This is a genomic window from Streptomyces finlayi (assembly GCF_014216315.1).
GTDB lineage: Bacteria > Actinomycetota > Actinomycetes > Streptomycetales > Streptomycetaceae > Streptomyces > Streptomyces finlayi_A.
The window spans coordinates 1,043,927-1,065,199 of sequence record NZ_CP045702.1; the positions used below are offsets into that span (position 1 = coordinate 1,043,927).

Annotated in this window: 23 protein-coding genes; 15 read left to right on the forward strand and 8 right to left on the reverse strand. The window is 70.6% G+C overall.

Annotated elements, in window-relative coordinates; all coding sequences use genetic code 11:
* Positions 1–136 precede the first annotated feature (136 nt).
* From F0344_RS04925 to F0344_RS04940, 4 genes are all read right to left on the reverse strand, one after another.
* Positions 137–547, reverse strand: a complete 411-nt coding sequence (locus F0344_RS04925) for a rodlin (protein WP_185297598.1) — start codon at positions 545–547, stop codon at positions 137–139.
* Positions 548–734: 187 nt separating this feature from the next.
* A complete protein-coding gene (locus tag F0344_RS04930) occupies positions 735–1,025 on the reverse strand; it encodes a hypothetical protein (RefSeq protein ID WP_185297599.1) in 291 nt (96 codons plus the stop codon).
* Between the two features lie 277 nt (positions 1,026–1,302).
* On the reverse strand, positions 1,303–1,536 hold the full coding sequence (locus F0344_RS04935) for a chaplin (RefSeq protein WP_185297600.1): 234 nt from the start codon (positions 1,534–1,536) through the stop codon (positions 1,303–1,305).
* A gap of 227 nt (positions 1,537–1,763) precedes the next feature.
* A complete protein-coding gene (locus F0344_RS04940; RefSeq protein ID WP_185297601.1) occupies positions 1,764–2,165 on the reverse strand; it encodes a rodlin in 402 nt (133 codons plus the stop codon).
* 409 nt (positions 2,166–2,574) lie between these two features.
* Between F0344_RS04940 and F0344_RS36460 the strand changes: the two genes are divergently transcribed.
* Positions 2,575–3,309, forward strand: a complete 735-nt coding sequence (locus F0344_RS36460) for a chaplin (RefSeq protein ID WP_374940062.1) — start codon at positions 2,575–2,577, stop codon at positions 3,307–3,309.
* A gap of 155 nt (positions 3,310–3,464) precedes the next feature.
* Here the strand turns inward: F0344_RS36460 and F0344_RS04950 are convergent, their stop codons facing one another.
* Together F0344_RS04950 and F0344_RS04955 are read right to left on the reverse strand one after the other, a co-directional pair.
* Positions 3,465–4,688 carry an acetyl-CoA C-acetyltransferase gene (locus tag F0344_RS04950; RefSeq protein ID WP_185297603.1) on the reverse strand — a complete coding sequence of 408 codons (1,224 nt, stop codon included), beginning with the start codon at positions 4,686–4,688 and terminating at the stop codon, positions 3,465–3,467.
* A 175-nt stretch (positions 4,689–4,863) separates the two neighbouring features.
* Complete coding sequence (locus tag F0344_RS04955) at positions 4,864–5,766, reverse strand: LysR substrate-binding domain-containing protein (protein ID WP_185297604.1); 903 nt, start codon at positions 5,764–5,766, stop codon at positions 4,864–4,866.
* A gap of 130 nt (positions 5,767–5,896) precedes the next feature.
* Between F0344_RS04955 and F0344_RS04960 the strand changes: the two genes are divergently transcribed.
* The 4 genes from F0344_RS04960 (at position 5,897) to F0344_RS04975 (ending at position 9,726) form a co-directional block, all read left to right on the forward strand.
* Positions 5,897–6,844 (forward strand): CoA transferase subunit A, encoded by a 948-nt coding sequence (locus tag F0344_RS04960; protein ID WP_185297605.1) that lies wholly within the window; start codon positions 5,897–5,899, stop codon positions 6,842–6,844.
* 34 nt (positions 6,845–6,878) lie between these two features.
* Positions 6,879–7,658, forward strand: coding sequence for a CoA-transferase subunit beta (locus tag F0344_RS04965; protein WP_185297606.1), 780 nt, complete (start codon positions 6,879–6,881; stop codon positions 7,656–7,658).
* Between the two features lie 37 nt (positions 7,659–7,695).
* Positions 7,696–9,228, forward strand: coding sequence for a 3-hydroxyacyl-CoA dehydrogenase (locus tag F0344_RS04970; protein ID WP_185297607.1), 1,533 nt, complete (start codon positions 7,696–7,698; stop codon positions 9,226–9,228).
* A 105-nt stretch (positions 9,229–9,333) separates the two neighbouring features.
* Positions 9,334–9,726 (forward strand): VOC family protein, encoded by a 393-nt coding sequence (locus tag F0344_RS04975; protein WP_185297608.1) that lies wholly within the window; start codon positions 9,334–9,336, stop codon positions 9,724–9,726.
* Here F0344_RS04975 and F0344_RS04980 read toward each other — a convergent pair.
* Both F0344_RS04980 and F0344_RS04985 read right to left on the reverse strand, forming a co-directional pair.
* A complete protein-coding gene (locus tag F0344_RS04980) occupies positions 9,666–10,490 on the reverse strand; it encodes a DUF6597 domain-containing transcriptional factor (protein WP_185297609.1) in 825 nt (274 codons plus the stop codon). The two genes, F0344_RS04975 and F0344_RS04980, sit on opposite strands and share 61 nt — an antisense overlap.
* A 14-nt stretch (positions 10,491–10,504) precedes the next feature.
* Entirely contained in the window at positions 10,505–11,566 is a 1,062-nt protein-coding gene (locus tag F0344_RS04985; RefSeq protein ID WP_185297610.1) for a YihY/virulence factor BrkB family protein, read from the reverse strand.
* 104 nt (positions 11,567–11,670) lie between these two features.
* Here F0344_RS04985 and F0344_RS04990 point away from each other — a divergent pair, with 104 nt between their 5' ends.
* The 10 genes from F0344_RS04990 to cysD all read left to right on the forward strand — a co-directional run bounded on the left by F0344_RS04990 (position 11,671) and on the right by cysD (position 21,272).
* Complete coding sequence (locus F0344_RS04990) at positions 11,671–13,308, forward strand: acyl-CoA dehydrogenase family protein (protein WP_185297611.1); 1,638 nt, start codon at positions 11,671–11,673, stop codon at positions 13,306–13,308.
* Positions 13,309–13,590: 282 nt separating this feature from the next.
* Positions 13,591–14,799: a GAF domain-containing protein gene (locus F0344_RS04995; RefSeq protein ID WP_185297612.1), complete on the forward strand. Its 1,209-nt coding sequence runs from the start codon at positions 13,591–13,593 to the stop codon at positions 14,797–14,799.
* A gap of 128 nt (positions 14,800–14,927) precedes the next feature.
* Positions 14,928–16,172, forward strand: a complete 1,245-nt coding sequence (locus F0344_RS05000) for a M23 family metallopeptidase (protein ID WP_219732114.1) — start codon at positions 14,928–14,930, stop codon at positions 16,170–16,172.
* 85 nt (positions 16,173–16,257) lie between these two features.
* Positions 16,258–16,854, forward strand: a complete 597-nt coding sequence (locus F0344_RS05005; RefSeq protein WP_185302522.1) for a GNAT family N-acetyltransferase — start codon at positions 16,258–16,260, stop codon at positions 16,852–16,854.
* A gap of 131 nt (positions 16,855–16,985) precedes the next feature.
* Positions 16,986–17,069, forward strand: a complete 84-nt coding sequence (locus tag F0344_RS36720; protein WP_316248393.1) for a putative leader peptide — start codon at positions 16,986–16,988, stop codon at positions 17,067–17,069.
* A gap of 115 nt (positions 17,070–17,184) precedes the next feature.
* The gene (locus F0344_RS05010; RefSeq protein ID WP_185297613.1) at positions 17,185–18,882 is read left to right on the forward strand and encodes a nitrite/sulfite reductase; all 1,698 of its coding nucleotides are present in this window, start codon (positions 17,185–17,187) and stop codon (positions 18,880–18,882) included.
* Positions 18,879–19,058: an IS1 family transposase gene (locus F0344_RS05015; RefSeq protein WP_185297614.1), complete on the forward strand. Its 180-nt coding sequence runs from the start codon at positions 18,879–18,881 to the stop codon at positions 19,056–19,058. Before F0344_RS05010 ends, F0344_RS05015 begins: the two co-directional genes overlap by 4 nt.
* Entirely contained in the window at positions 19,055–19,771 is a 717-nt protein-coding gene (locus F0344_RS05020) for a phosphoadenylyl-sulfate reductase (RefSeq protein WP_185297615.1), read from the forward strand. Before F0344_RS05015 ends, F0344_RS05020 begins: the two co-directional genes overlap by 4 nt.
* Positions 19,771–20,340: an adenylyl-sulfate kinase gene (gene cysC / locus F0344_RS05025; RefSeq protein WP_185297616.1), complete on the forward strand. Its 570-nt coding sequence runs from the start codon at positions 19,771–19,773 to the stop codon at positions 20,338–20,340. The genes F0344_RS05020 and cysC overlap by 1 nt, the downstream gene beginning before the upstream one ends.
* A complete protein-coding gene (cysD, locus tag F0344_RS05030) occupies positions 20,337–21,272 on the forward strand; it encodes a sulfate adenylyltransferase subunit CysD (RefSeq protein WP_185297617.1) in 936 nt (311 codons plus the stop codon). The genes cysC and cysD overlap by 4 nt, the downstream gene beginning before the upstream one ends.
* Position 21,273: the final 1 nt, after the last annotated feature.

A 21,273-nucleotide genomic window follows, 5' to 3' on the forward strand; every position in this document is an offset into this window, starting at 1 on the left:
TTCGTCCCCGCCACCGGTGATCGGTGACCGTACGGACGAACTGGCCCCACGCGTTACGCACTTCGGACAGAGAGAATCCGGGCCGACCCTGATGAGTTCGAGGATCTCAGCGGCGTGAGCCCGGAACTACGCGGCCTCAGTTGTTGCCGACGCCATTGCCGGACAGGACCGGGATGTCGTCCAGGATGTGCGACAGGGCCTCGTCGCCCTTCGCCTGGGTGGAGTTCTCGGTGCACTGCTGGTTCTGCGGCGAGGACAGGACGTTGATGTCCTGGACCGCGATCGGCACGACGCCGACGAGCGAACCGATGTTGGCCTTGGCCGGCAGGCCGATGCAGGGCTTGTTGAGCGAGCCCTGGATGAGCGCGAACTGCGGGCTCCAGTCGCCGTGCGTGGCGGAGTTGCCGAAGGCCTGCGAGGCGCCGTTGCCGTTGATCGACGTGGTGCCGCCGTCGTTGGCGATGGCCATGGCGGAGGGGGCCGCCGCAGCGGAGACACCGACGACCGAAGCAGCGACAGCCGCCGAGGCCAGAATCTTCTTCATCATGAAATAATCCTTCCGAGGTATTCTCTTGCCCGCCTATCCGGAGCGTCCTGAACAACTCGCTCCGGCGGGATTAGTTGTGCTCATTCACTCGAACGGTGCTTTTCCTGCCGGGCTGCCTCTGAAAATGGGAGCCCGCACACCGGAGGAATTGAAGACCTGATCGGGGAAATCGCCGTCGCGCCGAAGGTCAGGCGCCGAGGGGCACGCCGCCGAGCAGCGGGGCAGCGCCCTTGGCCGCACCGGTCGCCTCGCCCGCCAGCTTGCCGACCGCACCGTCATCCTGCACCGACTCGGCCGCGCCGCCGACGGTGTCGACCAGCGGGTCGACTGCCTGCGGGGCCGCGGCCATGACCTGGTTCAGGCCGCTGTCGAGGCTGAAGTTGGGGGCCGTGGCCTCAGTGACGGCCAAGGCGGGAGCAGCCGTTCCGAGAGCAACCACGGAACCGGCAATGAACGCAGCTGTCTTCGCGTACTTCACTTTCAGGTTCCCTTCTGCGGCGGCATCTGTTTCGGTCGCGTTCCCGCGCCGCACCAGCCTTCTTTAGCTGTGACTTCTGCCGCTTTCATAAGGAGTAACGATCACGCAGCGGACGGGCAACTGTGTGCCGTCGAATTTCTCGGTCCGCCCGCCGGATTCGCTACGACTCCGGGAAAACGGAGCGGGCCCCGGACCGCGTATGCGGATGCTGTTGGTGCATCCGCGTATGCGGTCCGGGGCCCACCGAAGGCGAGTGATCAGCTCAGCTCGCCACCGTTCAGCTGTTGACGCAGGTGTTGCCGAAGGCCGGGTTCAGCAGACCGATGACGTTCACGGTGTTGCCGCAGACGTTGATCGGAACGTGGACCGGAACCTGCAGGACATTGCCGGACAGGACGCCCGGGGAGTTCGCGGCGACGGCCTCGGCACCGGAGTCGGCCATGGCCGGCGCAGCGGCGCCCATCGCCATGAGGGTTCCGGCGGCGACGGCGGCAACCTTGGTGTACTTCACTTTTCGTCCCTTTCTTGCAGCGGAGTCCGGAGCGGCCACGTCTTTCGTGCCGCACGAGCGCTGTCCTGATCGCCCGTGACTCCGAAGCTGTAATGCGTAACGACGTGACGCCGAGATCGAAACTCGATGACGAGCAGATTCTCGGAAAATCCCCCGATCGGCACAGCAGCAGGCCCGGTCCGCGCGGAGGAGAAAAGCCGTCGGTCCGGGCCTGCGGTGCGGCCGGGTCAGCTGTTGTTGGCGCCGTTCCCGGACAGGATCGGGATGTTGTCCAGGATGTGCGACAGCGCCTCGTCACCCTTGGCCTGGGTGGAGTTCTCGGTGCACTGCTGGTTCTGCGGCGAGGACAGGACGTTGATGTCCTGGACCGCGACCGGCACCAGGCCGACGAGCGAACCGACGTTGGCCTTCAGCGGCAGACCGACACACGGCTTGTTGAGCGAGCCCTGGACCAGACCGAACTGCGGGCTCCAGTCACCGTGGGTCTCGGCATTGCCGAACGCCTGCGAGGCGCCGTTGCCGTTGACCGAGGTCGTTCCTCCGTCGTCGCCGATCGCCATGGCCTGCGTAGCCGAGAGACCGAGGACGGAGGCGGCGACGGCACCCGTAGCCAGAACCTTCTTGATCACGATTAACCCTTCTCGTACCGATTGCCCCGTGTCGGAGCGCCCTGACCAACTCGCGGCGGCATGTTTGGTTCTGCCCGTTCACCCGAATGCCGCTATTCCATTATTCCGGCCCGCATGCGCTGTCAGCTATTCAGGCGCACGTTCGTACGCCTTGTGTTCGCAAGGAAAACGCGAACGCGCCGCCGCACGACCGCACACCGAGGCGGCGCCCGCTGCATTTGTCTGCACACCCGAACGCACATACGTCACCCGTTCGGGTGGTTACAGGATTTCCACGCATCTTCAAGTTTCCCACGCATTCCTCATTCGTTATGAGTGTCGTCCAACGTGCAGTTGGATCGCCCACACGGAATGTCCTGTGGGCTGTCCTAGGAAAGGACACATAATGCGGCAGGTTTTGAATAAAAGCATGATCGTCATGGCGGCGGCTTCGGGCATTCTGTCCGCGGCCGGCGGTTATGCACATGCCGACGCTTCGGCCGACGGAGCCGCTGTCGGTTCGCCGGGGGTCGGTTCGGGCAACGCCGTGCAGGTGCCCGTGCACGTCCCGGTCAACCTCTGCGGCAACACGGTGAACGTGATCGCCCTGCTCAACCCGGCATTCGGCAACTCGTGCGCGAACGTCGACTCCGGCAAGAGCGACGGCGGCGGCAACGGCGGCGGCCATGGCGGCGGCAGTGGTGCTTCCGCCGACGGTGCGGCCACCAACTCCCCCGGCGTGCTGTCGGGCAACCTGACCCAGGCCCCCGTGCACGTACCGGTCAACGCCTGCGGTAACACCGTCGACGTCGTCGGCGCGCTGAACCCGGCCATGGGCAACGACTGCGCCAACGTCAGCGGCCCGGACCACCGGCCGCCGACGGAGCCGCCCACCGAGGAGCCGCCCACCGGCAAGCCCCCCGTGGAGGAGCCCCCGGCCTACCAGCCGCCGGTGGAGCCGCCGGCCAACGAGCCGCCCGCCAACGAGCCGCCCGCCTCCGCGCCGCCGGTCGAGCAGCCTCCCGTCGACCACGGTCCGCAGCGCGGCGGTTCCCAGCTCGCCGAGACCGGCTCGGCCGGCCTCGGCCTCGCAGCCGGCGCCAGCGCCGTCCTGATGCTCGGCGGCGCGGTGCTGCTGCGCCGCACCCGCGGCTCGCAGATCTGAGCCCGGAACGCCGCAGGAAAGGAGGGGCCGGCCGGACAGCTGATGCTGTCCGGCCGGCCCTTCCCGTATCCCCGTGCGGAGGCTGTCAGCCGGAGCGGGTGGGTCAGGGGCTGTCCGCCCACGGTCCCCACGCAGGCCCGGCCGGGGACCCCGGGTCAGGGCGCGATGCGCTCGAAGACCGCGGCGAGGCCCTGGCCGCCGCCGATGCACATGGTCTCCAGCCCGTAGCGGGCTTCGCGGCGGTGCATCTCCCGGGTGAGGGTGGCGAGGATGCGGGCTCCTGTGGCGCCCACGGGGTGACCGAGGGAGACCCCGGAGCCGTTCACGTTGATGCGCTCGTGGTCCTTGTCGCCGAGGCCCAGTTCGCGGGTACAGGCGAGGACCTGGGCGGCGAACGCCTCGTTGAGCTCGATCAGGTCGAGGTCCGCGAGGGTCAGCCCGGCGCGGCCGAGTGCGGCGTGGGTGGCCGGGACGGGGCCGATGCCCATGGTCGAGGCGGGCACTCCGGCACGGGCGAAGGAGACGAGGCGTACCAGCGGGGTGAGGCCGAGCCGCTCGGCGGTGGCGGCGCTCGTCACCAGGCAGGCGGCCGCCGCGTCGTTCTGGCCGCTGGCGTTGCCCGCGGTGACGGTGGCGTCCGGGTCGGTCTTCCCCATGAGGGGGCGCAGCGCGGCAAGTTGCTCGGCGGTGGTGTCGGGGCGGGGGTGTTCGTCGGCGGTGACGACGGTCTCGCCCTTGCGGTTCCGTACGGTGACGGGGACGATCTCCGCTTCGTACCGTCCCTCGGCGGCCGCGCGGGCGGCGCGCTGTTGCGAGCGCAGCGCCAGCGCGTCCTGGTCCGCGCGGCTGACCGCGTACTCCCGGCGTAGGTTCTCCGCGGTTTCGATCATGCCGCCGGGGACGGGGTGGTGGACGCCGCCCGCCGTGACCCGTCCGCGGGCCAGGGAGTCGTGGAGCTGGAGACCGGGGCCCTTGATGCCCCAGCGTCCGTCGTGCGTGTAGTAGGGGGCGGCGCTCATCACGTCGACACCGCCCGCGATCACGAGGTCGCTGAAGCCGGCTCGGATCTGCATCGCCGCGTCGAGTACGGCCTGGAGCCCGGAGCCGCAGCGCCGGTCGATCTGGGCACCGGTGACGGAGACGGGCAGTCCGGCGTCGAGGGCGGCGACCCGGCCGATGGCGGGGGCGTCGGACGAGGGGTAGGCGTGCCCGAGGATCACTTCGTCGACCCGCTCGGGGTCGACGCCGGTGCGGGCGACGACCTCGGCGATGACGCGGGCGGCGAGCGAGGCGGGCGTCTGCCGTGCGAACGCTCCGCCGAAGCGGCCGATGGGCGTGCGCAGGGGTTCGCAGACGACGACATCGAGGTGGTCGGGCACGGCGGGGCCTTCCTGAGGGTGTGGCGTGGAGCGGCGTGACATGGCGTGGCGTGACATGGCGTGGTGCGGTGTGACGTTGCACGTCGACCCTCGCATCAGGGGACTGATGCGGTCCAATACCGAATTCGCCCTGATCCGAGACGGGCCGCGTCTCAATCGGGGCGGTTTTGGTGTCTCACCCCGCCGGGGCGGGGGTCGGCAGGGCTTCCTCCGCGACGGCGAGCACCGCGCGGAGTGCGGCGGAGGGGTTGTCCTCGCGCCAGGCCAGGGCCGCCTGGCGCCGGATCGGCGGCCCGTCGAGGGGCCGGTAGACCAGACCGTTCTGCTGGATGTGCCGACAGGAGGTGACGGTCAGGGTGACACCCACTCCGGCGGCGACCAGCGCCATGATCGTGTACGAGTCGGGGGCCTCCTGCACCACACGCGGGGTGAACCCGGCGGCCTCGCAGGCCTCGGTCATGGCGTCGCGCACGGTCGATCCGGTGTTGGCGGGGAACGAGACGAACGGCTCGTCGGCGAGCACCGCCAGCGGGACGCTGTCCCGTTGGGCGAGCCGGTGGTCCAAGGGCAGCGCGCAGATCAGTTCCTCCTCGTCGATCACCCGGTGGGTCACGCCCGGCCGCGTCACCGGCAGCCGGACGAAGCCGAGGTCGAGGGAGCCGTCGGCGACCCGGGACAGGGCGACGTTGGCGTATGTCTGGCCCGTCATGACGAGTTCGAGCCCTGGATGGGCGGCGCGCACGGCCCTGGTCAGCTGGGGCAGCGTCTCGTGGCTGGAGGCTCCGGCGAATCCGATGGTGACCCGCCCGTACTCACCGCGTCCGGCAGCCTTGGCCGCTCGTACCGCCTCGTCGAGATCGCCGAGCACGGCGCGTACCGGTGCGAGGAACGACTCGCCCGCACTGGTCAGGCGCACGGAACGGGTGTTGCGTACGAAGAGCTGCACACCGAGCTGTTTCTCCAGCTGCCGGATCTGCTGGCTAAGCGGGGGCTGGGCCATCTGGAGCCGTTTGGCGGCCCGGCCGAAGTGCAGTTCCTCGGCGACGGCGACGAACGCGGTCAGATGCCGCAGCTCCATGCCGTACCCCCCTCCCGCCTGGCGCATTCATTAGTCTCCGGTCTGGATACGACCCTAATTTGGTATTGGACAGCAATCAATGGCCCCTGGCACGGTGGAGCCTCCCGCACGCGTACGCCCGAGGAGCACCGTGGACAGGACCGACCGGCCGGACAAGGTCGTGACGATGAAGGCGGCGGTCGCCGACTTCGTGCGTGACGGGGACACCGTCTGCCTCGAAGGTTTCACCCATCTCATCCCGACCGCCGCGGGGCACGAGATCATCCGCCAGGGCCGCAAGGACCTCACCGTCGTCCGGATGACCGCCGACATCGTGGTGGACCAGATGCTCGCGGCGGGCTGTGTCTCGCGGCTCGTCTCCTCCTTCGTCGGCAACTCGTCCGCCGGCTCGCTGGGCAACCTGCGGCGCCGCATCGAGAGCGCCGATCCCGCGCCGCTCGCCTTCGAGGAGTACAGCCACTACGGGATGATCTGCCGCTATCTCGCCGGCTCCCAGCGACTGCCGTTCTATCCGTTGCGCTCCTACGGCGGCAGCGACCTGCCGAGCGTCAACAGCGATCTGCGCAAGGTGACGTCGCCCTACCCGGGGCCGGACGGCGAACCGGAACAGATCTATGTCGTGCCGCCGGTCAATCCAGATGTGACGATCATCCACGCGCAGCGGGCCGACCGCAGCGGCAACACCCAGATATGGGGCCTGACCGGCATCCAGGCGGAGGCGGTGTACGCGGCGAGGAAGGCGGTCGTCGTGGTCGAGGAACTCGTGGACGACGAAGTGATCCGCTCGGACCCGAACCGTACGCTCGTCCCCGCCCACGCCGTCCACGCCGTCGTGGTCTGCCCGCGCGGGGCACACCCGTCCTTCGCACAGGGGTACTACGACCGCGACAACGCCTTCTACCGGGCCTGGTCGCGGATCAGCCAGGACCCCGACCTCATCCGGGCGTGGCTGGAGGAGTGGGTGTTCGGGACGGCCGACCACGCGGAGTACGTGGCGAGACTGGGCGAGGAGTTCTGGGCGGGCCTGGCCGTCGGCGAGGCGCTGAGCCGGCCGGTCGACTACGGACGCCGACTGTGACGACCGCGCACACGGACACGAGAAGGAGCCGGTCATGACCCTCACCGCACAGGACGCCCCCGTCACCTCGTCGGAGCTGCTGTCCGTCGTGGCGTCCCGCGAACTCGTGGCTCGCCGCACGGTGTTCGCGGGCATCGGGCTGCCGACGCTCGCCACCGAGCTGGCACATCTGACGGTCGCCCCCGAGATCGAGGTGGTGTACGAGTCGGGAGTCTGCGGCGCGCACCCCTCCCACCTGCCGGAGACGATCGCGGACGCCGTCCTGATCACGGGGGCCGAGGCGGTCATCTCGATGCCGACGCTGTTCGGCTGCGTGCTCCAGGGCGGACACATCGACGTCGGATTTCTCGGGGCCGCCCAGATCGACCGCTGGGGCAACCTCAACACCTCGGTCATCGGCGACTGGGACAGCCCGTCGGTGCGGCTGCCGGGTTCCGGTGGCGGCGTCGAGGTGATGGCCAACGCGCGTGAGGTGTTCGTCGTGATGCGCCGCCACACCCGGCGTTCCTTCACCGATCCGCTGGACTTCTGCACGACCCCGGGGCCCGACCGGGCGCTCGCCGAGGGCATCCGGCCACTCGGAACCGGCGTCACCCGGGTCATCACCGAACTCGGCATCCTGGCCCGTGAGGGCATCGGCCACGAACTGCGGCTGGTCGCCGTCCAGCCGGGCGTCACCGTCGAGCAGGTCAGGGCCGCGACCGGCTGGGACCTCCAGGTCGCCGGTACGGTCACCACGATCGAACCCCCGACCGCCGAAGAACTGCGCCTGCTGCGCGAGGACGTCGACCCCGAACGCGTCTACCTTCGCTGAGCCGGAACCCGACCTACCGAAAGGACCGTCAACCGTTATGCGGATCAGGATCGTCGGCGCCGGGGCCATGGGCCGCGGCATCGCCCAGTGGGCGGCGACCGCAGGACACACCGTCGAGTTGTGCGACGTACGCGCCGAGGCGGTGAAGGACGCCGTGGAGTTCGTGACGGCCATGCTGGAGCGCGCCGTGCACAAGGGCCGGCTGTCGGCCGAGGAGTGCGCGGCCACCGTCGGGCGTCTCGTGCCGCTCGACGACCCGTGGGCGGCGGGCCCCGACGTGGAGCTCGTCATCGAGGCAGTACGGGAGGACCCGGCGACCAAGGCCGAGGTCTTCGGCAGGCTGGAGCGTGCGCTGCCCGCCTCGGCCGTGTTCGCGACGAACACCTCGTCCCTGTCGGTCACCGGGATCGCGGCGACGCTCCAGGACCCGACGCGCCTGGCAGGGCTGCACTTCTTCAACCCGGTGCCACTGATGAAGATCGTCGAGGTGGTGCCGGGCGCGGCCACCCGTCCGGAGATCCCGCCGGCCCTGACCGAGCTGGTCGAGAGCTGCGGGCACCGGGCCGTCACGGTCGCCGACACTCCCGGATTCCTGGTCAACCACGCGGGGCGCGGGCTGGTGACCGAGGCGCTGGCGCTGCTGGAGGAGTCGGTCTCGGATCCGGCTGGCATCGACCGGATCGCGCGCGAGGTGCTGGGGCTGCGGATGGGCCCGTTCGAGCTGATGGACCTCACCGGCCTCGATGTGACGGCCGCGGTGATCGACTCGATCTGGCAGGGCTTCCGTCACGAGGACCGGCTCCGGCCCTCCTACCTCACCCCGAACCGGGTCGCGGCGGGCCTGCACGGCCGCAAGACCGGACAGGGCTGGTTCGCGTACGGCCCCGATGCGCCCGCCCCGGCGGCCGAGCCGCGGGTCACGGGCGACGCGGACCGTCCGGTGTACGTCGTGGGCTCGGACCCGGAGGCGGATCGGCTGCGCGCCGAGCTGGCCGCCGCCGGGGCGCACGTGGCGTCAGGTCCGGTGCCTGCCGCGGACGCCGTCGTACTCGTTCCGGTGTGGGGCACCACCGTCGCCTCGGCGGTCGCCGCGCACGGTTTGCCCGCGGGCCGCACCTTCGGCGTGGACCCGCTGCCGTCGGCGCGGCGGCGCCGGGTGCTCGCCGTGACGCCCGCCGCGGACCCGGCGGCCGCGCGGGACGCCCGGGCGGTGCTCGCCCGGGCGGGGGACGGCGGGGAGCCCTGGGCCGTGTCGGTGGTACGGGACACGGCGGGGTCGGTCGCGCAGCGGCTGCTCGCCTCCGTGGTCTCCGTCGCCGCTTCGATCGCGGAGCGCTCCCTCGCCACGCCCGCCGATATCGATCTGGCCGTCACGGCCGGGCTCGGTTACCCCGTCGGGCCGCTGGCCTGGGGCGACCGGGTCGGCGCCGGGCGGATGCTGGAGCTGCACCGGGCGCTGCACGCCTCGACGGGCGACCCGCGCCACCGCCCGACCCGCTGGGTCACCGAGCGCGCCCGGCTCGGGCTGGCACTGACGGACCCGGGCCGCTCCCCCGCCGACTGCCTGTAGCGGGTGCGCCGGGCGCCCGGGGGGCACGCACTTCCCCGGGCGCCCGGTACGGGCATGACCGTTTCGTACAAGACCGCGGGGTGTCCGGCGGCCTAGGTTCGGTGCATGACTCCACGACTCGACGCGATCGGCATCACCACCGCGGACCTGGGCGCCTCGCTCGCCTTCTACCGCCGGCTCGGGCTCGACATCCCCGCCGGTGCCGAGTCCGCACCCCATGTCGAAGCGACGCTGCCGGGCGGAATGCGGCTGCTCTGGGACACCGAGGACGTGATCCGCTCCTTCGATCCCGCCTGGGCCGCCACGGCCGGCGGGGAGCGTCTGGGGCTCGCGTTCCTCTGCGACAGCCCGGCGGAGGTGGACTCCGTGTACGACACTCTGACCGGTGCGGGCTACGAGGGCCGTCTCGCGCCGTGGGACGCGGTGTGGGGACAGCGTTACGCGGTGGTGCTCGACCCGGACGGCAGTGCGGTTTCGCTCTTCGCTAACGCCTCGTAAGCCGTTCGCCGGTCGGCCGTGCGCCGGTCGCCCCTCTCCCCGTCGGCAGTCTCCCCGTCGGCCGTGCGCCGGTCGTCCGTCTCGCGCAGATGGTCGCTGAGCGTCGTGCCCGCCAGGTCCCGCATCTCACGGGCCAGATGTGCCTGGTCGGTGCAGCCCGCGGCGGAGGCCGCCTGGGCGTACGGCACCCCGGATCGTACGAGAGCCAGCGCGCGCTGCAGTCTCAGGACCCGGGCCAGCGTTTTGGGCCCGTAACCGAACGCGGCCAGAGAGCGGCGGTGCAGCTGGCGGGCACCCAGTCCCGCGGCCCTGGCCGTATCGGCGACGGAGCTGCCCTGCCGCAGCCGTGCGGCGACGGAGACGGTGAGCGGGTCCGGCGGTCCGGTGTCTGCGGCTCTGCGCAGGGCGAGGCCCTCCAGTGCGGCGGCGGGGTCGGCCGCCTCGTCGATCCGCTCGGTGAGCCGGCGTACGTGTGCGGCGGGCCAGAGGTCATCGAGGGCGACCCGCCGGTCCCGCAGTTCGTACGCGGGTACGCCGAAGAAGGTGGGCGCCGTCCCGGGGGCGAACCGGATGCCGGTGCACGGCCCGTCGTACGCGGCCGGCACCTGGAACGCGTGGGTGTCGGGGCCCGCGACGCGTAGCCTGCCGCCGGTCCAGAGCAGGTCCATGCAGCCGTCGGGGAGGACGGGGCGGGCGGTTCCGCCCTGCCGGTTCACCGTCCAGAGCACCGCGCCGGCGAGGCGCGACGCCCGCTCCTCGTACATCCGGGACCCCTTCCCTACGGGCCTGGTTTCGTCTCACGGTCGCGGGGGCCGTGCAGCCGGGACTTCACGTCGTCCGGCGGCAGGAACCGCGACCACCGCTCCGGGAACTCCGACGGCATGTACACATCGTCGTCCTCGTCCTCGTCGTCGTCCGCCTGCCCGCACGCGGCGGCGGACCAGGTGCGTGCCACGAACTCGGCCGCCTGGGCCGCCCTGGCCCGCTCGTGCGCGGCACGGGCCGCGGCGGTCGCGAGCGAGGGCCAGACCCGGTCGATGGCCGCGTTGACCGCGGCGCCCACCAGCACCGCGAACGCGGAGATACCGATCCACAGCAGGACAGCGATGGGGGCCGCCAACGAGCCGTAGATCGTGGGGCCTTCGACCGTGCTGGTGAGGTAGATGCGCAACAGGAAGCTGCCGACCACCCACATGCCGAGGGCCACCAGCGCCCCCGGCACGTCCTCGATCCACGGCGAACGGACCGGTACCGACACGTGGTAGAGCGTCGTGAGGAACGCGATGGTCAGCAGGATGACCAGGGGCCAGTACAGCACCGCTATGACTTCCGTGCCCCAGGGCACGAACTCCACGACCCGGTCGGGGCCGACCACGAGCACGGGCAGCACCACCGCGCCGAGCAGCAGCGCGATGACGTACAGCAGGAAGGCGAGCAGCCGGGTCTTGACGATGCCGCGCTCGCCGTCGAGCCCGTACATGACGGTGATCGTGTCGATGAAGACGTTCACCGCCCGTGAGCCGGACCAGAGGGCGATCGCGAAGCCGATGGAGATGACGTCGGGCCGGGCGCCCGTCGACACGTCGTCCAGCAGCGGCTTGGCGAAGTCGTTGACCCCACGCTGCGAGAGGACCGTCTGCGCCGCGTTGAGGATGTTCCGCTCGATGGAGGCGACCGTGGTGGTGGTCGTCCACTCGTCGACGTATCCGAGCAGCCCGATCAGGCCGAGCAGCAGCGGCGGCATGGACAGCAGGGTGAAGAACGCCGCCTCGGCCGCGAGGCCGAGGATGCGGTACTCGATGCACGAGTTGACGGTGTCCTTGAGCAATTGCCATGCCATCTGCCGCTTGGATACGTTGCGGTAGAGGACTCGAGCCCGGTGGAGCCGACCCGAGGGGCGCTCGGGTGTTTCTTTTGCTGCCTGCACCTCCTTACCGTAGCTGTATGGCAGCCACCACCCACACAGTGACCAACCAGGTTCCGCCGCTGGTCGGCTACGACGTCTTCCGAGCGGATCTCGCCCTCACCGAGGCCGTCGAGCGGCACGTCGCGCCGGATCTGCTTTCCTCGGTCCGCGAGGATCTCGGGACGCTCGGCCGGTCAGCGGGTTCCGCCCATGCGCAGGAGTGGGGTGCGAACGCGAACGAGAACCCGCCGAAACTGCGTACGCACGACCGGTACGGCCACCGCGTCGACGAGGTGGACTTCCATCCGTCCTGGCACCGGCTGCTGGGCCACGCGGTCTCGGCCGGGCTGACCGACGCCTGGGGCAGACCCGCGGGCCACGTCCGGCGCGCGGCCGGTTTCCTGGTGTGGACGCAGAACGACGCGGGCCACGGCTGCCCACTGTCCATGACCCACGCGGCGGTGCCGGCTCTGCGGACCGACCCGGCGCTGGCCGCCGCGTGGGAGCCGCTGCTGACGGCGAAGGTGTACGAGGAGGGTCTGCGGCCTCCCCTGGAGAAGGCCGGTGTGCTCGTCGGGATGGGCATGACCGAGAAGCAGGGCGGCACCGACGTGCGGTCCAACACGACGCGGGCCGAGCCGCTGGCCGGGGACGGTGAGTATCTGCTCACCGGCCACAAGTGGTTCTGTTCGGCGCCGATGTCCGACGCCTTCCTGGTGCTCGCGCAGGCTCCCGGAGGGCTGACCTGCTTCCTCCTGCCACGGGTCCTGGCGGACGGAACCCGAAATGTGTTCGCCATCCAGCGCCTCAAGGACAAACTGGGCAATAGGTCCAATGCATCCAGCGAGGTCGAGTTCGACGGCACGTGGGCCCGCCGGGTCGGGGAGGAGGGGCGCGGGGTGCGCACCATCATCGAGATGGTGGCGGCCACCCGGCTGGACTGCGTGGTCGGTTCGGCCGCGCTGATGCGGCAGGCGGTGGCGCAGGCGATCCATCACACGGCGTACCGCAGCGCGTTCGGCGGCCTCCTCGTCGAGAAGCCGCTGATGCGCAACGTACTGGCCGATCTGGCAGTGGAGTCGGAGGCGGCGACGACGCTCGCGCTGCGGCTGGCGGCCGCGTACGACGCCGACACGCCGCAGGAGCGGGCGTTCCTGCGGATCGCCGTGCCCACCGCCAAGTACTGGGTGACGAAGCGGTGCACGACCGTGGTGGGCGAGGCCCTGGAGTGCCTCGGCGGCAACGGGTACGTGGAGGAGTCGGGCATGCCCCGCCTGCTCCGCGAGGCTCCGCTCAACTCGATCTGGGAGGGCTCGGGGAACGTACAGGCGCTTGACGTGCTGCGGGCGCTGCAACGCGAACCGCAGGCGCTCGACGCGTTCCTCCAGGAGATCGGCAAGGCACGGGGCGCCGATCACCGCCTCGACAGGGCGATCAAGGACCTGCTCACCGAACTGGCGGACCTGGAAGCCATGGAGGCGCGGGCCAGGCGGCTGGTCGAGCGGATGGCGCTGGTGCTCCAGGGTTCGCTGCTGATCCGCTGGGCTCCGCCGGAGGTCGCCGACGCGTTCTGCGCGTCACGGCTGGGCGGGGACTGGGGGTCGGCCTTCGGGACGCTTCCGCACCAACTCGATCTGGCCTCGGTGGTGGAGCGCGCACGGGCCTACGACCGGTAGGACGGCCCGGGAGGAAGCCATGGAGGGTGGTGCTGCGCCGACACGGCACCACCCTCCACGCTTGTTCCACACCTGACCACGGGACACAGGGCCCCGCGCCGCGGTGTTCCGCCACTCTCGTCCTGAGCTGTACCCGCTGACCAGAGTTGCAAGGGGTTGCAAGGGTTGATGACATGCGGCCCGGGACAGCGGGAGGATGGACCCGTCCGGCCGCCCCGGCCGTACAGCGGGCCCCCACCCCGCGGATTGAACACGGGAAAGAGCGATGAGGGGGAACGAGTGATGCGGACCAGCCGAGCCGGGCAGCCGCGCGGGGCCGCCCCGCGTGCGGAGATCGACGCCTCGTGGGACCGGGTGGCGCGCAGCGGCGTCGACCCGGAGCAGTCGACCGAGAGCGAGCTGCTGGGATCGAACGAGATCGAGCACCGGCGCACCTCCTCCGCGCTCGGTGAGGTGATGCCGCTGCTGCGCGACAGTCTGGCCTCCATCGCGGACGCCTCGCAGCAGATCATGGTGCTCACCGATGCGGACGGCCGGGTGCTGTGGCGCCAGGGCCACCCGAGGGTGCTGCGCCAGGCCGACGGCGTCTGTCTGGAGGAAGGGGCCGCGTGGTCGGAGACGACCACGGGCACCAACGCCATCGGCACGGCCCTCGCCACGCGCAAGCCGATCCAGGTGCACTCGGCCGAGCACTTCGTGCGCTCGCTGCACAACTGGACCTGCGCCGCCGCCCCCGTACGCGATCCCCGGGACGGCAAGCTCGTCGGCATCCTGGACATCAGCGGACCGGCCCGCACCTTCCATCCGGCCACGCTGGCACTGGTCGACTCGGTGGCCAGGCTCACCGAGAGCGAGCTGCGGATGCGGCACATCGTCTCGATCGAGCGGCTGAGGTCGGTTGCCGCGCCGATTCTCTGCCGGCTGAGCGGCCGCGCCATGGCCGTCGACGGCCATGGCTGGCTGGCCGCGGTCACCGGGATGCCGCCGGTGGACCGGCTGCCTCTTCCGAAGTCCATGCGGGCGGGCCAGGTATGGCTGCCGTCGCTGGGCATGTGCCGGGTGGAGCCGCTGCCCGGCGGCTGGCTGCTGGAGGTGGCGGACGCGGACCTCGACGGCCCGCCGCGCCGGTTGGTGCTGGATCTGAGCAGGGCCCGGGGACTGTCGGTCCATGTGATCAACCCGGTGGGCACCTGGACGCAGCGGCTCTCGCCGCGCCACGCGGAGCTGCTGTACGCGCTGGCGCTGCACCCCGAGGGCCGCACGGCGGCGGAGCTGGCGCAGGATCTCTTCGGGGACGCGACGAGGACGGTGACGGTCCGGGCGGAGATCTCACGGCTGCGGCGCCATCTCGTGGAGGTGCTGGGGCACCGTCCGTACCGCTTCGGCGACGGGGTGGAGGTGGAGGTCGTGCACCCGGAGGATCCGGGTGATCTGCTGCCGCACTCGAAGGCGCCGGTGGTCGTGGGGGCGCGGGGCTCCGCGAGCCGGTAGGACGGCACCGCCAGGCCATCTTGTCATGTACAGAACTTGCCGCGACTCTGGTTCCCACCATGTATCCATGCGCGTAGACCTTTCCCTTCCTCCGGGAACGGCCTGTGCCCCGCCGGAGGAATCAGCTGATGTCGCATCGAAGACGCCCCACCTCGTCCCTCACGAGAATGGTGACGACCCTGGCACTGGCGGCGGCGAGCACGCTGCTCGCCGCCGGTTCGTCCACGGCCGCCGAACCGGCAGCGGTGGCGGCCGCCACCGGCCCCGAGGCCGCCGTGACCGACCACCTGCACGAGCGCGGGCAGCAGCGGGCCGGCGCCTTGGCCTCCGGTGACCGGCCGGTCGTCAAGGTGACGCGCGAGGCGGGGGCCTGGGCCCACGGCACCGCCGTCCTGGCCACGGAACCCGGGTCCGACCGGATGCCGGAGGGCTGGCTGTTCATCGCCCACCGGGACGGGGGCTCCTGGCAGGTCGCGTTCGACGGCGAACCGCGGTTCGCCGAGCTCTCGGCCCGCTCCACCCTCACGAGGGCCGCCGAGAAGCCGCTCTTCGCGGAGCAGGACGGCAGGCAGGTGTCCGCCGCGGGCAGGCCTGGCGTCACCACCGGAATCACCCCGCTCGCCGGCAGCGACTTCCGTACGGGCATGGCCCTGCCCTGGGCCAATGGCCAGACCTGGACCATGACCTCCGGGCCGCACGGCTGGGGAGGCTCGGAGGCCCCCTGGAGTTCGATGGACTTCGCGGGCGGCGACCAGACGGTGCGCGCGACGCGCGGAGGCACCGCGTACACCATGTGCACGGGCTGGATCCGGGTCATCCACGACCGCGGCTACTCCACGGACTACTACCACCTGTGGAGCAGCGTCAACGTCAACGGAGCCGCCGTGGGCGCCGGTGCCTACCTCGGCTACACGGGCACGGACGTCACCTGCGGCGGCGCGGCGTCCGGACGCCATGTCCACTTCGGGCTGCGGCAGAACAGCGCCTACGTCGGACTCGCCGGCCATGGGCTCGGCAAGTGGTCCATGGAGAACGGCGGCTCCGCCTACCAGGGCTCCGCGCTGCACGGCAGCGCGCGCGTGGTGGCCCCGGGCAACCTCTACAACTACGGCGCCCTCGGTCTGAACCAGGGCGTCATCGATGCCAACGGCGGCGGTTCGGTCAACAAGCGCACGGGCCCGGGCACCGGATACGGCCTCAGCGGATCGGTGGCGGACGGCGCCACGGTCACGGTCTCCTGCTCCAGCAACGGCACCTCGCACACGGGCCGCTACGGCACCTCGAGTCTCTGGAACAGACTCTCGGACGGTACGTGGGTGAGCGACGCGTACATGTGGACGGGCGTCAACGGAACCATCAACGGTTACTGCTGAGCCGCACCGGCGGCCAGGGCGGGTCCGGGGTCCCCGGACCCGCCTTGGCCGGAATCGAACGGCATGATTCCCTGGCCGTATGAGCATGAGCACCCCGTCGCGCCTCGCCGCTGCCACCACCCCGGTGACCATCTGGTCCCTGGAGCAGACCTCGCCCGCCGATCTGCGGCCCTCCGCCACCTCCGGCGACGAGGTGCGGGTCGTACGCTCCGAGCGGCCGTCGCCCGAGTTCAGCCGGTTCCTCTACACGGCGGTCGGCGGCGACATCCGGTGGACGGACCGGCTGGGAATGTCGTACGCACAGTGGCAGGAGACCCTGGACCGGCCCGGCGTCGAGACGTGGGTGGCGTACGAGAACGGCACCCCGGCCGGATACGTGGAGCTCGATCCGCAGGCCGAGGGCGTCGTGGAGATCATGTACTTCGGACTGATTCCGGCCTTCCGGGGACGGCGCATCGGCGGGCACCTCCTCTCGGTGGGCGTGGCACGCGCCTGGGACCTGGCCGAGCGCTGGCCGGAGCGGACACCGACGAAGCGGGTCTGGCTCCACACCTGCTCCGAGGACGGCCCGCACGCGATGGACAACTATCTGCGCCGGGGTTTCCGTCTCTTCGACACCCGGATCGAACAGGAGACCACGGTGGAGACGCCCGGTCCCTGGCCCGGCGCACACACCGCCTGAGGCGGCCCGGCGGCAGTGCGGAAGTGCGAGCGGGAGTGACGGACGACACAGGATCTCATTCTTCGAGACCATGTCGTCCACATCGTGGATCGTGGTGGACTGCCCCGAACTGCGCGTGACACGCTTCCGTCATGCCTGGAACTGGAATTGCCTTGGTGAGTCGGCGGCACGTCGACCTCGGCCGCATGTCCAGCGCCATCTGTCCGGCCGGCTGAGACACCCAGCACCGCCGAGATCCCGTTACCTCTGCTGACCCTGCGCACCGCCGCGCCTTCCGCGCGAGTGTGCAGGTCAGAGCCGCCCTCCCGCAGTCCCGAAGGACGTATTGTCATGGCCGCCACCCCGGAACAGCCTGCGACCACCGCGCCACGCCGCAAGCCCGGACGCCACCGCGGCGAGGGCCAGTGGGCGATGGGGCACTTCACCCCGCTCAACGGGAACGAGCAGTTCAAGAAGGACGACGACAGTCTCAACGTGCGGACACGTATTGAGACGATCTACTCCAAGCGCGGATTCGACTCGATCGACCCCAACGACCTTCGTGGACGGATGCGCTGGTGGGGTCTGTACACCCAGCGCAAGCCCGGCATCGACGGTGGCAAGACGGCGATCCTGGAGCCGGAGGAGCTGGACGACCGGTTCTTCATGCTCCGGGTCCGGATCGACGGCGGCCGGCTGACGGCCGCTCAGCTCCGGGTCATCGGCGAGATCTCGCAGGAGTACGCGCGGGGCACCGCCGACATCACCGACCGGCAGAACGTCCAGCTGCACTGGATCCGCATCGAGGACGTTCCCGCGATCTGGGAGAAGCTGGAGGCCGTCGGGCTCTCCACCACCGAGGCCTGCGGCGACTGCCCCCGTGTGATCATCGGGTCCCCGGTGGCGGGGATCGCCGCCGACGAGATCATCGACGGCACGCCGGCCGTCGACGAGATCCACGACCGGTACATCGGCAGCCCCGAGTTCTCGAACCTGCCCCGCAAGTTCAAGACCGCCATCTCCGGTTCGCCGGTGCAGGACGTGGTCCACGAGATCAACGACATCGCGTTCGTCGGCGTCGACCACCCCGAGCACGGCCCCGGCTTCGACGTCTGGGTCGGCGGCGGGCTCTCCACCAACCCGAGGCTCGCGGAACGGCTCGGCACCTGGGTGCCGCTCGACGAGGTCCCGGACGTCTGGGCCGGAGTCGTCGGCATCTTCCGCGACTACGGCTACCGCCGGCTGCGGACCCGCGCCCGCCTGAAGTTCCTGATGGCCGACTGGGGCCCCGTCAAGTTCCGTCAGGTACTGGAGGACGAGTACCTCAAGCGCCCGATGCTGGACGGCCCCGCCCCGGCCCAGCCCTCCTCCCGCTGGCGCGACCACATCGGTGTCCACAAGCAGCGGGACGGCCGGTTCTACGTCGGCTTCGCCCCGCGCGTCGGACGCGTGGACGGCTCCACCCTGTCGAAGATCGCCGACCTCGCGGCCGCGCACGGCTCGGACCGGCTCCGTACCACCGTCGAGCAGAAGATGCTCATCCTCGATGTGGAGCAGGACCAGCTCGACTCACTGGTCTCAGGTCTGGAAGCGCTCGACTTCCAGGTGAAGCCTTCGCCGTTCCGGCGGGGCACGATGGCCTGCACCGGCATCGAGTTCTGCAAGCTGGCGATCGTCGAGACGAAGGCGCGCGGTGCCTCGCTCATCGACGAACTGGAGCGCCGCATGCCGGACTTCGAGGAGCCGCTGACGATCAACATCAACGGCTGCCCGAACGCCTGCGCCCGCATCCAGACGGCCGACATCGGGCTCAAGGGCCAGCTCATGCTCGACGAGGACGGCAACCAGGTCGAGGGCTACCAGGTGCACCTCGGTGGCGCGCTCGGACTGGAAGCCGGATTCGGCCGCAAGGTCCGGGGTCTCAAGGTCACGTCGGCCGAACTGCCCGACTACGTCGAGCGCGTGCTCGGCCGTTTCCAGGAGGAGCGCGAGGCCGACGAGCGCTTCGCGACCTGGGCCGCCCGCGCCGGTGCGGAGTCGCTGTCATGAGCGAGCGAGCCGCCCCGTTCCACTGCCCGTACTGCGGCGACGAGGACCTGCGCCCGCACGAGACCGGGCACGGTGCCTGGGAATGTGCTTCCTGCAATCGCGCGTTCCAGCTGAAGTTCCTGGGGCTGCTGTCCCAGGGCCTGAAGCGCAACGACGTCGAGGGGAACGGGATATGACGGGCACTGCGCACTCCGCCCAGCTCACCGACGAGGCTCTGAGGGAACTGGCCGGGCAGGCGGGCCGGGAGCTGGAGAACGCCTCCGCACTCGACATCCTGACCTGGGCGACCGCCACGTTCGGAGCGCGGTTCTGCGTCACGTCCTCGATGGAGGACGCGGTGGTCGCGCATCTCGCCTCGCGCGTGGCTCCCGGTGTGGACGTGGTGTTCCTGGACACCGGCTACCACTTCCCGGAGACCATCGGGACACGGGACGCGGTGGACGCGGTGATGGACGTGAACGTCATCACGCTCACCCCCCGCCGGACGGTGGCCGAGCAGGACGCCGAGCACGGGCCGAAGCTGCACGACCGCGACCCCGACCTCTGCTGCGCGCTGCGGAAGGTCAAGCCCCTTCAGGACGGCCTCACTTCGTACACCGCGTGGGCGACCGGCCTGCGGCGCGACGAGTCCCCGACCCGGGCGAACACCCCGGTGGTCGGCTGGGACGACAAGCGCCGCAAGGTCAAGGTCTCGCCGATCGCCCGGTGGACGCAGGACGACGTGGACGGGTACGTCGCCGAACACGGCGTACTGACCAACCCGTTGCTCATGGACGGGTACGCCTCCGTGGGCTGCGCGCCCTGCACCCGGCGGGTGCTGGAGGGCGAGGACGCCCGGGCCGGCCGGTGGGCCGGAAGGGGCAAGACCGAGTGCGGGCTGCACGGCTGATGACAACGGATCAGGAGACTTCGATGAGCGTGACGGGGACAGGGGCCACCGTCTGGCTGACCGGTCTGCCGAGCGCGGGCAAGACGACCATCGCGTACGAGCTGGCGGGCCGGCTGCGCGGTGACGGGCACAAGGTGGAGGTGCTCGACGGTGACGAGATCCGGGAGTTCCTCTCCGCGGGGCTCGGCTTCTCCCGCGAGGACCGGCACACCAACGTCCAGCGGATCGGCTTCGTCGCCGAACTGCTGGCGGCGAACGGTGTCAAGGTGCTCGTCCCGGTCATCGCGCCGTACGCGGACAGCCGCGACGCCGTCCGCAAGCGCCACCGCACCGAGGGCACCGCATACCTGGAGGTGCACGTCGCCACCCCCGTCGAGGTGTGCTCCGAGCGGGATGTGAAGGGCCTCTACGCCAAGCAGGCAGCGGGCGAGATCAGCGGCCTCACCGGGGTCGACGACCCCTACGAGGCACCCGAGTCACCCGACCTGCGGATCGAATCGCACCAGCAGACCGTGCAGGAGTCCGCAAGCGCGCTTCGTGCGCTGCTCACCGAGAGGGGCCTGGCGTGAGCACCGTCGCCACTGTGCCGGAAGGCACCGTCCATCCTTACACGCTCAGCCACCTGGACTCCCTGGAGTCCGAGGCGGTGCACATCTTCCGCGAGGTGGCGGGGGAGTTCGAGCGGCCGGTGATCCTCTTCTCGGGCGGCAAGGACTCCATCCTGATGCTGCACCTGGCGCTCAAGGCGTTCGCGCCCGCGCCGGTGCCGTTCACACTGCTGCACGTCGACACCGGGCACAACTTCCCCGAGGTCCTGGAGTACCGGGACCGCACGGTCGAGAAGCACGGGCTGCGGCTGCACGTCGCCTCCGTGCAGGAGTACATCGACGCCGGGAAGCTCCGCGAGCGCCCCGACGGCACCCGCAACCCGCTCCAGACGGTCCCGCTGACCGAGGCCATCCAGCAACTGCGCTTCGACGCGGTGTTCGGTGGCGGACGGCGCGACGAGGAGAAGGCGCGCGCCAAGGAGCGGGTCTTCTCGCTGCGCGACGAGTTCTCGCAGTGGGACCCGCGCCGTCAGCGCCCCGAGCTGTGGCAGCTCTACAACGGCCGCCACGCCCCCGGTGAGCACGTCCGCGTCTTCCCGATCTCCAACTGGACCGAACTGGACGTCTGGCAGTACATCGAGCGCGAGGGCATCGAGCTCCCGGAGATCTACTTCGCCCATGAGCGCGAGGTCTTCAACCGCTCGGGGATGTGGCTGACCGCGGGCGAGTGGGGCGGTCCCAAGGACCACGAGCGCGTCGAGACCCGGCTGGTGCGCTACCGCACCGTCGGCGACATGTCCTGCACCGGCGCCGTCGACTCCAACGCCACCACGCTGGACGCCGTGATCACCGAGATCGCCGCCTCCCGTCTCACCGAGCGGGGCGCGACGCGGGCCGACGACAAGATGTCCGAGGCCGCGATGGAAGACCGCAAGCGCGAGGGGTACTTCTAAC

Coding starts and splice junctions, on each gene's coding strand:
- F0344_RS04925 (WP_185297598.1), bottom strand. CDS start 547: ATGATGAAGAAGATTCTGGCCTCGGCGGCTGTCGCTGCTTCGGTCGTC.
- F0344_RS36460 (WP_374940062.1), top strand. CDS start 2,575: ATGATCGTCATGGCGGCGGCTTCGGGCATTCTGTCCGCGGCCGGCGGT.
- F0344_RS04955 (WP_185297604.1), bottom strand. CDS start 5,766: ATGGAGCTGCGGCATCTGACCGCGTTCGTCGCCGTCGCCGAGGAACTG.
- F0344_RS04965 (WP_185297606.1), top strand. CDS start 6,879: ATGACCCTCACCGCACAGGACGCCCCCGTCACCTCGTCGGAGCTGCTG.
- F0344_RS04970 (WP_185297607.1), top strand. CDS start 7,696: ATGCGGATCAGGATCGTCGGCGCCGGGGCCATGGGCCGCGGCATCGCC.
- F0344_RS04975 (WP_185297608.1), top strand. CDS start 9,334: ATGACTCCACGACTCGACGCGATCGGCATCACCACCGCGGACCTGGGC.
- F0344_RS04980 (WP_185297609.1), bottom strand. CDS start 10,490: ATGTACGAGGAGCGGGCGTCGCGCCTCGCCGGCGCGGTGCTCTGGACG.
- F0344_RS04985 (WP_185297610.1), bottom strand. CDS start 11,566: ATGGCATGGCAATTGCTCAAGGACACCGTCAACTCGTGCATCGAGTAC.
- F0344_RS04990 (WP_185297611.1), top strand. CDS start 11,671: ATGGCAGCCACCACCCACACAGTGACCAACCAGGTTCCGCCGCTGGTC.
- F0344_RS04995 (WP_185297612.1), top strand. CDS start 13,591: ATGCGGACCAGCCGAGCCGGGCAGCCGCGCGGGGCCGCCCCGCGTGCG.
- F0344_RS05000 (WP_219732114.1), top strand. CDS start 14,928: ATGTCGCATCGAAGACGCCCCACCTCGTCCCTCACGAGAATGGTGACG.
- F0344_RS05005 (WP_185302522.1), top strand. CDS start 16,258: ATGAGCACCCCGTCGCGCCTCGCCGCTGCCACCACCCCGGTGACCATC.
- F0344_RS36720 (WP_316248393.1), top strand. CDS start 16,986: ATGCCTGGAACTGGAATTGCCTTGGTGAGTCGGCGGCACGTCGACCTC.
- F0344_RS05010 (WP_185297613.1), top strand. CDS start 17,185: ATGGCCGCCACCCCGGAACAGCCTGCGACCACCGCGCCACGCCGCAAG.
- F0344_RS05015 (WP_185297614.1), top strand. CDS start 18,879: ATGAGCGAGCGAGCCGCCCCGTTCCACTGCCCGTACTGCGGCGACGAG.
- F0344_RS05020 (WP_185297615.1), top strand. CDS start 19,055: ATGACGGGCACTGCGCACTCCGCCCAGCTCACCGACGAGGCTCTGAGG.
- cysC (WP_185297616.1), top strand. CDS start 19,771: ATGACAACGGATCAGGAGACTTCGATGAGCGTGACGGGGACAGGGGCC.